This window comes from Agrobacterium pusense (genome assembly GCF_013285525.1).
GTDB lineage: Bacteria > Pseudomonadota > Alphaproteobacteria > Rhizobiales > Rhizobiaceae > Agrobacterium > Agrobacterium pusense.
This window is the reverse complement of record NZ_CP053856.1, coordinates 1,402,521-1,413,761: the sequence shown is the minus strand read 5'-3', so window position 1 is coordinate 1,413,761 and position 11,241 is coordinate 1,402,521. Positions and strand designations below refer to the sequence as shown.

The following is an 11,241-nucleotide window of genomic DNA, read 5'->3' as shown; positions in this document are numbered from 1 at the left end:
GCTCCCCCTTGTAGCGTTTAGCTGCCGTCGCCTGCAGCCTCGGAAATATATGCTTTCCATGCGTTTAAATCAACAATTTCATTGATTTATTTGATTTTCGCCATGCGATTCCTTGAATGATTCTCCGGCCAGTGCTATATTGATGCATCTAACGCATTCAATGCACTGAAACAGGAGTTATCGCATTGGCTACCGCAGCAATCCGCCTTCCCGAAGAACGCGCCGAACAGGCGCGACAACTCGCAGCCCATAAGGGTGTCACGGTTGCCGATCTCGTCGGCGGCCTCATCACCGATGAAATCAAGCGCCTTGGACTCGGCCATCAGATCGGGCTTGGCGATATCGACATCGCCAATCTTGAAGATGGCGCCATCCATCTTGATTACGGCGCTGGCGTCCACATCTGGACTCCGGAGCAGACGCTGGATATCGCGCAGGCCATCGAAAACGCGCTTGCCCGGAAGGGTAGCAAGTTGGACGTGGATGCTGAAATCGAGGTAGCGCGTGTCGGCGTTTCGGTCCGGCTGAAAAATCTCAACACCGGACACGAGCGCACGTTCGCGTCGTCTGTTGCCCGCGAATTGGTGGCGCTCTTGCGCCATTACGCCCAAAACTAAAACCACCTGCCGTCGCTCGTATCAACATTTGAGGCTCGTCGCCCTTGTCCAACGCTCCCCGATATTCCGGCCAGTCGCCGTTGCTCCGTCGCCTCGTCAATGACGGGCCGACCAGCAAAATTGCGACAAAAAGCGAAACGGCTGACAGCGCTGAAGCCCTTACGGCGCAAGGGTTGGCCGTAACTCCACAAGATGCTAGGCTAGTAGCACCCCAACACGTTACAACACCCCGTCAACAAACCATCCCACACCCCGCAGAAACAGAAACACCTGCCTCCGCTTTCACCCTTCAAGCTCCGAAGCAATGGCGTTACCTGTCTGAAGGGCAGAAGCTGCTTCAGGCCCATATCGCTGCCGAAAATGCTGGCGCGCTTGCTTTCACGATCAACTTCAGCGAGCGGCTTCAAGCCACCCTAAAAGCTTCCGGTGATCCTACTCGGCTCATTTCCGGTTACATTGGCAGGGAGCTTCGAAAAGCGCTTGGTTATTCGCTTCCTCATCTTTTCGTCCTCGAAGTCTCCCGGACAGGAAAGCTTCATGCGCACGGCGTTGTGGTGGTTGGTGACGATCTGGACGAAGAACGCATTCTCACCATCGACAAAGCCCTTGGCCGGACGGGTGGCAAGCTGAAAGCAGCAAGGATTGTCCGGCAGACGCAGAGCTATCTTGATCATCTTCATGATGGGGAAGGGTGGGCCAAGTATCTTTCGAAAGCGCGAAGCGCGACGAGCCGCCATCTTGGAACTGAGAAGATCAGCTTCATTTCCACTGATCTGGTCCGGTTGGCAAAAGGTTAAACTAGTTAATCACCAAAGAATTACTTGTTGATAGATTACGAAGAAGACTTGAATTTCGACTACGCTGCTCTATTTTTATTGTGTCCTCATCTGAGGGGATAGTCAGGAGGTTTCTTTTGGAAGCTTTTTTGGTTCCCCTAGTCTCAAGGCGTTGCGAATAGCCTCGCTCTGAGGCGTCTCTAAACGGGGACGGGTTAAGGCCAAACTGAATCCGGGGGCGGGCTATTGTCGCCGGTCTGCATACGTAGAGTGACATTCGGATGTTTGTCATTCTGGGGAATCCCTCATAAGGATCAACCCCGGTCGCGTCCGGCAGATAAGGTCGATGATGGAACGTAGAGACGCCTTGTGCGGACTGGCAGGACCCGGCCTCAAAGCTGGAACTCGGCCTGAAGCCCACCAGAGAGAGCGGTCCGTCGAACCCACCTCCCTTTTCACCCATTACGTGCGCTTCGACGTTCAAGGCAAAAGGCTAGGCCGTAGAGCCACACACAGACTCATTGACGAGCGTTACGGCGTCGGTGAGTAAGTGGGCAACCCCAACAGACAAACGCCTCCGGTGGCCCTCTATGAGTCAAACCTGCCCTCATCGGCAGGTCTTTATTTTTCTGTCTTTGGGGCTGTTGACTTCAGCGTGCTGGCGCGTGAGCGCTCGGCAGACGTAGTTTGTCGCGTCAATGTGTTCTACGAAGTCGAAGTATCTTCTTCTCAACATTCACATAAGTTTATCCATTAGCTCGTTCAAATCTTTCCTTATGTCATTTACTAAGACTTGGCTCTTCCACCAAAGGTATCCGATCGACAACGGAAGAGGCAGAAAATTCAGCCATACAGCGGCAAACACCATCCAGCCTTCTAAGCACTGCGGGTTGTAGACGCCCAGAAAAATCCACATCAATGAAGCGACTGAAAAAACGAAGGTGATCACCGAACATAGAGTGATTTTTTCGTCCAGCTCCTTATCGCAAGCCAGCAAATTTACTTTTGCAAGGGTCAGCGCTGCCAAATGCTCTTGTTTCTGCGTTGGTTCTATATATTTTCTGCTTTCAACGATTGATTGAAGTGCCGGGATTCGGTTTACAATGCTGCGACGATTGAAAACCACCAATTCGCGGAAAACGGGTAACGCCAAATTAACGCCAAATGATATTGATAATAGGTCGCTGAAATCTTTCAACGTAACACAATCTACTGACCCTAAAGCGTGACATGGCACTGAAGCTCACTCCTCAACCTGAAACTGTTGCATTTATCCGCAAAGCACGCCAACTGACCAGTGTAGCTGTGGCAGATGCTGCAAATATGACTATAGATTTGTTGGCGGCAGTTGAGCGAGAACCGACCGCTTTGCCGAAAGGCAAAGTCGTAGCTCTGGCACATGCCCTCGCGGTTCCCACACAATTCCTTTTCTTTCGTAACCTTAGAATTGAGCCAAATCTTCCGGATTTTCGCACGTCCGGGAATAGGCCAGCCGTTCTATCTTCCGCAGGCCTCGCTCGCGTAGAAAGAGCACGATCTATCCTCTCCTACCTAGAAGACGACATTTTCGATGAGGACTTCGAAAATGATCTGATAGGGAGCGTGAATATCGCTGGCGGTGTGGAGGCTGCGGCCAAGGTTCTACAGAAATATTATGTGCCTGTTAAACGTGCCGATGGGACTGTCGATCCTGTTGCTACTTTTCGTGAAACCCGCGTAGCAATTGAAAAAGAGGGGGCCATCGTCCTCTGCGAAAAAATTAGTGACGACGGATTCCGGGGTTTTTGCTTTTCGGAAAAGAGTCACTTTCCCCTTATACTTATTAATACAGCAAGCCAGCGTCCAGCCACTAAGCTATTTACTCTCATGCACGAAATTGTGCATGTTATTCTTGGAAGGACCGGAATTTCCGATCCGAATATCCTTGAAAATGAAGTCGAACGCTTCTGTAACAAGGTGACGGCGGCAGTTATGATGCCTCGCGCTGCGTTCGTCCAGCAATACAATCAAGTGAGCGGTCGAAGCGTGCGCGCACGTGCCGACGCCGTGGCGCATCATTTTGGTGTAAGTAAAAGCGCTGCCGCGCTTCGGATTACAGAACTGGGACTTGCGGACGATTTCTACAGGCAATGGCTGTCGGCACTGCCGCCCCGGATTCCTCAAATAGAAGAGGAGGAGGAAGCGGAAGCGTCCTCGGGAGGCGGCGGAATTGGTGCCCAGATCGGTCGCTTCGGATATCTTCTCCCAAGTGTTCTAGGCAAGGCGGTGAAGAAGCATTCAATTTCCATCTATGACGCATACCGACTAACCAACTTAGCGCCCAAAACACTCACCGAACTGGCCCAGATCGGTGAGCGTAAGCTGGAGCACTAAATCGTGGGAGATTATGTCGGTGTAAAATACGTTCTGGATTTGGAAGCCTGCCTAGAAATTGGGGGAGCGGGAGATAACCGCAAAGCTGCCCTTTTCGAAGCTGCCAAGGAAACCCGCATCGCGATTACGAGCGATGTCTTTAAGCAAATTCGACACTTCGATAAAAATCTGGCTGACGAATTTGAGAATTCAGATATCGAGATTATCGATTGTGACGAAGCGATCTATCAAACAGTAGAGAATCTCGCCGCGCTTTTAGCCACGACTACAGCGCGCCTGAACCGTGCGGCTAACGAAAAGCTACCTATCATAGCGATGGCTAACCGCGCGCAAAACGGGAGTCTACCCAAGTGCGCTATTGTTACAGGTGACCTCGGAACGCACAAGTCGTCAATGACGGTCTTATGCACCGAACTTCGGATAACTGTTATAGCGGCTGGGAGTGCATTCTAAGCCTTTACCAGCGAACCGGCCTCAATCTGAATACCGAATCACAATATAGACACGCATGTTGGCCATCGAGCGCCGCTTATTTTCGGTCACAAAAAATAGTTCGTCACAATGTCACAAATTAGATATCACTAATATTTATATTGTATTTTTAAATCAATGATTTAAGCTATTGAAAAGTGGAGAGATGGCGATTTCGAATCTCTCCACTCCGACCATTTTAAGGCAAAGCATCAGCTTTCCGGCGTAACCTCTTCCCATAAATCGTCATTATTCCGCTGGCGGGCCGGCCAAAGTGCTTTCCGCCGTACCGATTGTCATGACATTGCCGCGCCATGCCACTGCGCTGCCAATCCAGCTTCTCGTCCAGATGACGGGCATGATGATGTCCCGTGCGATCATGGCCGGCAGGGTATGGAGCGATATTGGCCACCCGTTGAGGGCGGTCAGGGCCAATTCGGGGCCGTATATGAGGACAAGGACGGCGAGGGCGGTCGCTAAGAGGTTCACATCCATCATGGCCGCCGCGGTGAGTGCGAACAGAAGCGGGGGAAGTGCGCCCGTCAGGATTTCCGGCGCGAAATATTGCGGGAAGGTCACGCGCCTTAGCCGCGCCCAGCGGGCCTGGCGTGACCAGATTTCGCCGGCGTGACGCTGGCCGAGCGGTTGCTCGAAAGGGGCGGAGACAAGATGCACCCTGCGGCCAGCGTTTCGCACCAGCTTCGTCGAGGCGGCGTCTTCGGCGATTTCGGCGGCGAGGGCGCGGATACCCCCATGGTCCTCGAGGAACGGTTTGTTCCACAACATGGATTTGCCCTGCGCGAATCCCATTCCGATGGCTTCTGCCGCATATTGCCAGCGGCCCTGCGCGCCGTTGAGGAAGGCGCATTCCACATGCGCCCAGAAACCCGTCGGCCGCGAGCCCAGCGGCGGGGAGCACACGAGGCCGCTGTCTTTCCGCCAGGCCGACATCATGCGCGTCACGTAGGATTTCGGCATCAATACGTTCGAATCGGCGAGGATGACCCATTCATGCCGGGCGGCCAGCCAGCCCTTGACGCAATTGTTCAGTTTTGGATTGGCACTGATCCGGTCGTCGCCGATGAGCAATTGCGCTGAAACGGAAGGAAAGGCGCTCTGGGCTTTGCGTACTTGCGCAATGACGGGGTCGAATTCATCTGCAACACAGAAAAGCAGTTCGTAATCCGGCCAATCGAGCTCGAAGGCGCGTGACAGCGTAAGAGGGGTGAAACTTTCCACACCGCGCAGTGGCACAACGATCGAGACAGGCGGTTTTTGCCGCGCAAGGGAATTTTCCGGGTCGCGCCGCTTTAGCCGCCACCCGGCAAGGCAGATACCGAGAAGGTTGAAAGCGACGAGCAGAATTGCGCAAAGGGCAAAGACGGTTTCCATGCTGGCCAGGTCCACTCCCGAGCTTCCGGCGGTTTGTCCGCCCGGTGATTCCACGGAATTTGTCTCTGCCGATTATAACGTTTGCGTGACAGTTACATGTCACCGGCGGCAGGCGGGAGTTTTCCACGCGCGACCTCGTGCCTGAAACAGTGAACGCCAAAAGAAAAGCCCTTCGCGGAGAAGGGCCAGTCATCAACGCGGATAATGAACGTCAGTGCATGTTGAGAATATGAGCGTGGCTGCTTGCGATGAGAAACGACTCCCGCGCTTTTTCGATGTCGCATCGTCCGGCGATGGCATCGAGGCAGTTTCTGCGTGCTTCTTCATATTCCGGGCCGTGTTCTTCCGGCCAGCGGTACATCAGCATGTCCAGCGCTACCAGCGGGCTGTAGATTTCCACTGCTGCGGACAAGGGCAGGTGGATCGCCACCGGCTTCATCCACGAGGCGTGGTGACACGGCTCCGTTCTGTTGATCAGCATGTCATTCTCCTCCTGTTTCACGCGCCTTCATGGCGGTTTTCACTCTCTTTTCACTCCCATGCGCGAAATGCCCGCCTCACGAAATGGTTCCCGATCACCTAAAATGTGATCGATTGGGGGGTTCCAATTTTTCAAGATGAATGGAAGATGAACAAATAGATGAACCGGAGATGAACAAAACCGCCACCAAAGGCGTTGTAATGTCCATAAGAAGGAGAACACATATGTTCAATCTGTCAGGTATTCAGGAAAGCTTCTTTGGTGACCGCATGGCAGGCGTATGCCAGGCCATTACCTCGGCACTGGCCTTCGAATCAGGTCTCGAAAAGTCGCGCATTTCCGCCACTGTCGAAAATGACGTGATCTATCTGGAAGGCACGGCTGATTCGGTCGAGGCGATCGACATCGCCATCAACCTTGCCGCTTCCATTTCCAACTGCAGGATTCTGAGCCATATAGAGCCGGTCTACTGAACATTGCGCCAGCCGGGCGAAACATCGTCCGGCTCATTCAGACGCAATAACGCGGCAACGTCACTTCCGGTTGCCGATTTGCGCGCTGCGCACAATATCGCCAGGCTTGATGCCGTAGCGTTTCGCAGCGCCGCCATTCAGTTCAAGCACGAATTTCACTGGCCCGCGGGAGCTGATGATGGCTTCCGAATGTGGAACCGCGTTTTCGTGAATGTGGGTGATGCGGCCGTCACGGCCAATGAAAAGCATGTCGAGCGGAATAAGCGTGTTCCGCATCCACATGGCGACATCACGCGGTTCACCGAAATTGAACAACATGCCGTTTTCTGGTGGCATGCTCTTGCGGAACATCAGGCCCTGTTCGCGCTGGGCATTGTTAAGCGCCAGTTCCACAGTCAAATCGTGGCTTTTTCCCCCGGCGGTTTCAATCTGCAGCGGTTCGGAGGTGAATGTCTGCTGTTGCTGCGCCTGGGCGGCGCTAGCCACCGTGAAAAAAAGAAGCGCCATAACGGCGCTCTTCACCATATCGGGCAGGGCGGACATCAATGCGACATCCCGATCGAAACCGGGTTATCCGGGTGGATTTCCGCGGCCATCAGGCCTTTGTCGCCATCGCCATAACGCACCAGCACAACCTGCCCGGGGCGAAGTTCGGTCAGGCCGAAACGGCGCAGTGTCTCCATATGCACGAAAATATCTTCCGTTCCTTCGCCACGCGTCAGGAAACCGAAACCCTTGGTGCGGTTGAACCACTTGACGATGGCGCGCTCCAGTCCGCTGGACGGCGTTACCTGCACATGGGTGCGCACCGGCGGCAGCTGCGAGGGGTGAACGGCGGTGGACTGATCCATGGAGAGAATGCGAAATGCCTGAAAGCCACGGTCGCGCCGCTGGATGAGGGCGACAATGCGCGTGCCTTCAAGGATCGTCTGGTAACCGTCGCGGCGCAGGCAGGAAACATGCAGCAGCACATCCTGTGTGCCGTTGTCGGGCACGATGAAGCCGAAACCCTTGGCGACATCGAACCACTTCACGACGCCGGTGATCTCGGTCAGGTCCACGGCATCGCCCGAAAGGTCCTCGACATCGACTATCGTTTTCGATGACATCCTATCAGCCATATCCTGCCAACCCCTCGATTACGCGCCATACACCGGTCAACTGATTCCTGTGCGCCAGATTAACATCTTGGTAACGGTTTCACGCAAGCCCTAGTTTTTGATTTACGCAGCTGCTTTTATGTCGCCGTCCTTGTCCGGGGCTTGCGATCATGCGTTTAACGGCTTCGGACCCGTGTAATGGAGAGGAAAAAAATGCGGTATCTGCACACGATGGTTCGCGTCAAAGACCTTGGCGAATCACTTAAATTCTATGTCGACCTGCTCGGCCTTGCCGAAATACGCCGAATCGAGAACGAAAAAGGCCGCTTCACTCTGGTGTTTCTTGCAGCTCGCGACGACGTTGCTGCGGCGAAGGAAAACAAGGCGCCGTGCCTCGAACTCACCTATAACTGGGATAGTGAAGATTATACCGGCGGCCGCAATTTCGGCCACCTCGCTTATGAGGTCGATAATATCTACGACTTCTGCGCGCATCTGCAGCACAACGGCATCATCATCAACCGGCCACCGCGAGACGGGCATATGGCCTTCGTACGTTCACCGGATGGTATTTCTTTCGAAATTTTGCAGAAAGGCGAAAGCCTCGCACCAGCCGAACCGTGGATATCTATGCAGAATACCGGTTCCTGGTAGGGATTTTCCGGTGAGCAGCAGCGTTTTTCGGGCGCTCTTGCCTTGTCCTGAGGGGATGAGGCATAGTCCGCGAATCGAAACGGCCAGTCCCGTTTTGGGGGAAGCACACGATTCCGTTCCCGTGCTGCTGTTGGAAATAAAAGATACGGAGGCCACCCATGAAAACTGTCGAGGGCGCAAAGGGACGCGTTTCTTGTCGGCGTCTCGTCATCGCGGTTTCGTTGCTGGGGCTTTCCGGATGCGTTTCGGCGGTGACTGACGAGGAGATGGCCGCCACTGCCAAAAAGCCGGAAGTTGCCGGACAGCAGAAGCAGCAGACGGCCGCAACTGCTGCACCGGCGGCCGGTGCGCAGCAGGGGCATTATGTGGATCCCGCCGTGGCGTCAGCGGCTGGCGCGACCACGGCTCCGGCGCAGCATCAGGCAGCGGGCGGTCCGGCACAGGGTTACGGCGCTGCCGCCGATATCGCCGGACTGACGACGCAGCCAACGGGAATTTCCGCTGGAACATCAAGCATCTATTCTACCGCATCCGCAGTGCCTTCCCCGGCCGCCACGGCGCCCGGCGCGGCCGCGGCGGGCGTGCCTTCCCAGAAAATCACACCTGCGCTCAGCAGCGTTTACTCCGCCCCTGTGCAGGTGGCGCAACCGCAGCCGGTATCCGCGCCTGTTGCTGTGCCGTCAGCCGCGCAGGTACCGGAGCAGCACAGCGAGAACCGCCAGCCCGCTGCCGTGCCGGTGCCACAAACCGCATCGGAACAGCTTGCTTCGGTGCAGCCCGCGACCAGTGCCGCCATGGGCGACGAGAAGCAGGAAGGCGAAGGCAAGGGCGTTACGCTTGCAGCATTTTTCGCCGGTGCAGCCAAGAAGCGCCTGCCGAAAATGATCGAAAGCGGTTCGGCAGGTGGCACGCAGGTGGCCGCACTTCCGGGAGCGGCGGACAAGACGATGGGTATTGCGCTCTCCGGTCGCTCGATGATGTCCGACGAATTCGACGACGCTCATCTCGATGAAGAGGACGATGAACCCACCGGGCTGATGAAGCTTGCCTCGCTCTCCGGCCTGACCCGCGTCACGCCGAACGGGCTTTTCCTGCAGACAGATCGCGTTGAAGTCGGTTGTTTCAAGCCGGAGCTGATCAGTATGATCAAGGATGTGGAGCGACATTATAACAGCCCGGCCATTGTCACCTCGGGCTACCGTCCGCCAAAGGGAATAAGGCAGGGTTCAAAACATTATACCTGCGATGCGGCTGACATACAGATCAAGGGTGTCTCCAAGTGGGAACTCGCAACCTATCTGCGTTCCCTGCCGAACCGCGGGGGTGTCGGCACCTATTGCCATACCGAATCGGTCCATATGGACACCGGTGAACCGAGAGACTGGAACTGGCGCTGCCGCCGTACCGCCGCGCGGAAGTGATTGCGACCATTCCTTGCCGGCTTACAGCCACGGCACTCCTGACGACGGACAGTGGAGCGTGACCGTGGACGCAACGTTCCCATTGTTGTAGGACGCGGCGGTTCATTGTTTCCCGCTTATGGTGCCTTGCGAAATGCAGCCTGTGTCCAATTTGCCCGTCTACATTTACCCGACTGAGGCGACTGCCCGCTTATCTTTCCAGCCTTTATGACAATATATCACGTTACATCTACGCGTACCGCTAGGCGCCCGTGTTGGCGCGCTTTTGTTTCCTGTATTGATGTTGGAAACGCTTTGAACACCCGGCGGGATGATTGCCTGCCGGTTGGGTAAGTCCATGGGTGAGGTGGTGAGAGCGCAGGGATTCGAACCCTGGACCTACTGATTAAAAGTCAGTTGCTCTACCGGCTGAGCTACGCTCTCCCGTGGCGGGCTTGGCTGCCCTTCGGAAGTGCGCGGAACATATGTAGAGCGATCCGTTCGGTCAACCCAAAAAAAGCGCTTTCGGCGATCAATCCGGTTTTTTTTGTCGCACCCCGAAAAGGTGATTGGAGAGAGGGGGCGGCCGGGGATAAAACCGGCGTCAAGTGTGTCTGCCTGGCGGCTGAAATCGTTTTGCGGCAATGACATGCGTGAAAATGAAGCGTGAAGCGGTGGCGGCTCTCAAGAATCGCGGCGGCTTTGCGGGATGCGGAGTTTCTCTTGTCGATTGCCGATATTTCCCTGTTCAGCGCGCTTTTGGCTGGCGCTCTTTCGTTTCTGTCGCCCTGCGTTCTGCCGCTGGTGCCGCCTTATCTCTGTTATATGGCGGGTGTGTCGGTCGAGCAGTTCAGGACGGAAGACGCGGCACCACGGCCGGAGATTCGCAGGGCCGTTCTGTTTTCGGCCTTCTTTTTCACACTCGGTTTTGCCACCGTCTTCGTGGCGCTGGGCGCGGGCGCCTCGACGATAGGCACGCTTCTGCGCCAGAATCTCGACATTCTCGCCAAGATCGGCGGTTTCATCATCATCCTGATGGGCCTGAATTTCCTGGGCGTGTTCCGTATCGGCCTGTTTTCGCGCGAGGCCCGGTTTCAGGGCGCGGGCAAGCCGGCGACGCTGTCCGGAGCCTATATCATGGGACTCGCCTTCGCCTTTGGCTGGACGCCCTGCATCGGCCCGGTTCTTGGCGCGATTCTCGGCGTTGCTGCTTCACGCGACACGGTCGGCGACGGCGCAATGTTGCTTGCGGTTTATTCCCTTGGCCTTGCGGTACCGTTCTGGATCGCGGCGGCGTTTTCCGGCTCCTTCATGCGTTTCCTCGTCCGCTTCCGTCGCCATCTCGGCCTCGTGGAAAAGCTCCTCGGCGTGTTGCTGGTGCTGACCGGCCTCGCTTTCATATCCGGTTTTATCACCAATGTGGCGATCTGGTTCCAGGAGAGCTTTCCGATCCTGATGCAAATCGGCTAAGCCTCCCGCTGGAGTTGCTTGCGGGGGAGACATA

General features: G+C 55.5%; 13 protein-coding genes and 1 tRNA gene. 8 read left to right on the top strand and 6 right to left on the bottom strand.

The window, feature by feature from the left end:
- Positions 1 to 185 precede the first annotated feature (185 nt).
- Positions 186 to 617, top strand: coding sequence for a hypothetical protein (locus HQN82_RS06930; protein ID WP_173614701.1), 432 nt, complete (start codon positions 186 to 188; stop codon positions 615 to 617).
- A 44-nt stretch (positions 618 to 661) separates the two neighbouring features.
- Positions 662 to 1,414, top strand: coding sequence for a superantigen-like protein SSL4 (locus tag HQN82_RS06925; RefSeq protein ID WP_173614700.1), 753 nt, complete (start codon positions 662 to 664; stop codon positions 1,412 to 1,414).
- Between the two features lie 715 nt (positions 1,415 to 2,129).
- Here the strand turns inward: HQN82_RS06925 and HQN82_RS06920 are convergent.
- Positions 2,130 to 2,591 (bottom strand): hypothetical protein, encoded by a 462-nt coding sequence (locus HQN82_RS06920; protein ID WP_173614699.1) that lies wholly within the window; start codon positions 2,589 to 2,591, stop codon positions 2,130 to 2,132.
- A 32-nt stretch (positions 2,592 to 2,623) separates the two neighbouring features.
- Here HQN82_RS06920 and HQN82_RS06915 point away from each other — a divergent pair, with 32 nt between their 5' ends.
- Together HQN82_RS06915 and HQN82_RS06910 are read left to right on the top strand one after the other, a co-directional pair.
- Complete coding sequence (locus HQN82_RS06915) at positions 2,624 to 3,766, top strand: ImmA/IrrE family metallo-endopeptidase (RefSeq protein ID WP_173614698.1); 1,143 nt, start codon at positions 2,624 to 2,626, stop codon at positions 3,764 to 3,766.
- 3 nt (positions 3,767 to 3,769) lie between these two features.
- The gene (locus tag HQN82_RS06910; RefSeq protein ID WP_112391641.1) at positions 3,770 to 4,219 is read left to right on the top strand and encodes a hypothetical protein; all 450 of its coding nucleotides are present in this window, start codon (positions 3,770 to 3,772) and stop codon (positions 4,217 to 4,219) included.
- Positions 4,220 to 4,486: 267 nt separating this feature from the next.
- Here HQN82_RS06910 and HQN82_RS06905 read toward each other — a convergent pair whose 3' ends face one another.
- Positions 4,487 to 5,629, bottom strand: coding sequence for a ceramide glucosyltransferase (locus HQN82_RS06905; protein WP_004442359.1), 1,143 nt, complete (start codon positions 5,627 to 5,629; stop codon positions 4,487 to 4,489).
- A gap of 211 nt (positions 5,630 to 5,840) precedes the next feature.
- Positions 5,841 to 6,110, bottom strand: a complete 270-nt coding sequence (locus HQN82_RS06900; RefSeq protein WP_004442357.1) for a DUF982 domain-containing protein — start codon at positions 6,108 to 6,110, stop codon at positions 5,841 to 5,843.
- Positions 6,111 to 6,334: 224 nt separating this feature from the next.
- On the opposite strand from HQN82_RS06900, the gene HQN82_RS06895 reads away from it, so the two are divergent.
- Positions 6,335 to 6,583 (top strand): BON domain-containing protein, encoded by a 249-nt coding sequence (locus HQN82_RS06895; protein ID WP_003522642.1) that lies wholly within the window; start codon positions 6,335 to 6,337, stop codon positions 6,581 to 6,583.
- A 60-nt stretch (positions 6,584 to 6,643) separates the two neighbouring features.
- On the opposite strand, the gene HQN82_RS06890 is transcribed toward HQN82_RS06895, so the two are convergent.
- Together HQN82_RS06890 and HQN82_RS06885 are read right to left on the bottom strand one after the other, a co-directional pair.
- On the bottom strand, positions 6,644 to 7,126 hold the full coding sequence (locus tag HQN82_RS06890) for a DUF192 domain-containing protein (RefSeq protein ID WP_162699377.1): 483 nt from the start codon (positions 7,124 to 7,126) through the stop codon (positions 6,644 to 6,646).
- A complete protein-coding gene (locus HQN82_RS06885) occupies positions 7,126 to 7,704 on the bottom strand; it encodes a cold-shock protein (RefSeq protein ID WP_004442353.1) in 579 nt (192 codons plus the stop codon). The genes HQN82_RS06890 and HQN82_RS06885 overlap by 1 nt, the downstream gene beginning before the upstream one ends.
- Positions 7,705 to 7,896: 192 nt before the next feature.
- On the opposite strand from HQN82_RS06885, the gene HQN82_RS06880 reads away from it, so the two are divergent.
- A complete protein-coding gene (locus HQN82_RS06880; RefSeq protein ID WP_112766362.1) occupies positions 7,897 to 8,337 on the top strand; it encodes a VOC family protein in 441 nt (146 codons plus the stop codon).
- Between the two features lie 158 nt (positions 8,338 to 8,495).
- Positions 8,496 to 9,758 (top strand): D-Ala-D-Ala carboxypeptidase family metallohydrolase, encoded by a 1,263-nt coding sequence (locus HQN82_RS06875; protein ID WP_173614697.1) that lies wholly within the window; start codon positions 8,496 to 8,498, stop codon positions 9,756 to 9,758.
- Positions 9,759 to 10,105: 347 nt separating this feature from the next.
- On the opposite strand, the gene HQN82_RS06870 is transcribed toward HQN82_RS06875, so the two are convergent.
- A tRNA-Lys gene (locus HQN82_RS06870) sits at positions 10,106 to 10,181 on the bottom strand.
- A gap of 279 nt (positions 10,182 to 10,460) precedes the next feature.
- Here HQN82_RS06870 and HQN82_RS06865 point away from each other — a divergent pair.
- The gene (locus HQN82_RS06865) at positions 10,461 to 11,207 is read left to right on the top strand and encodes a cytochrome c biogenesis CcdA family protein (RefSeq protein ID WP_173614696.1); all 747 of its coding nucleotides are present in this window, start codon (positions 10,461 to 10,463) and stop codon (positions 11,205 to 11,207) included.
- The last annotated feature ends 34 nt before the right edge of the window (positions 11,208 to 11,241 follow it).

Coding starts and splice junctions, on each gene's coding strand:
- HQN82_RS06915 (WP_173614698.1), top strand. CDS start 2,624: ATGGCACTGAAGCTCACTCCTCAACCTGAAACTGTTGCATTTATCCGC.
- HQN82_RS06905 (WP_004442359.1), bottom strand. CDS start 5,629: ATGGAAACCGTCTTTGCCCTTTGCGCAATTCTGCTCGTCGCTTTCAAC.
- HQN82_RS06900 (WP_004442357.1), bottom strand. CDS start 6,110: ATGCTGATCAACAGAACGGAGCCGTGTCACCACGCCTCGTGGATGAAG.
- HQN82_RS06895 (WP_003522642.1), top strand. CDS start 6,335: ATGTTCAATCTGTCAGGTATTCAGGAAAGCTTCTTTGGTGACCGCATG.
- HQN82_RS06890 (WP_162699377.1), bottom strand. CDS start 7,126: ATGTCCGCCCTGCCCGATATGGTGAAGAGCGCCGTTATGGCGCTTCTT.
- HQN82_RS06885 (WP_004442353.1), bottom strand. CDS start 7,704: ATGGCTGATAGGATGTCATCGAAAACGATAGTCGATGTCGAGGACCTT.
- HQN82_RS06880 (WP_112766362.1), top strand. CDS start 7,897: ATGCGGTATCTGCACACGATGGTTCGCGTCAAAGACCTTGGCGAATCA.
- HQN82_RS06875 (WP_173614697.1), top strand. CDS start 8,496: ATGAAAACTGTCGAGGGCGCAAAGGGACGCGTTTCTTGTCGGCGTCTC.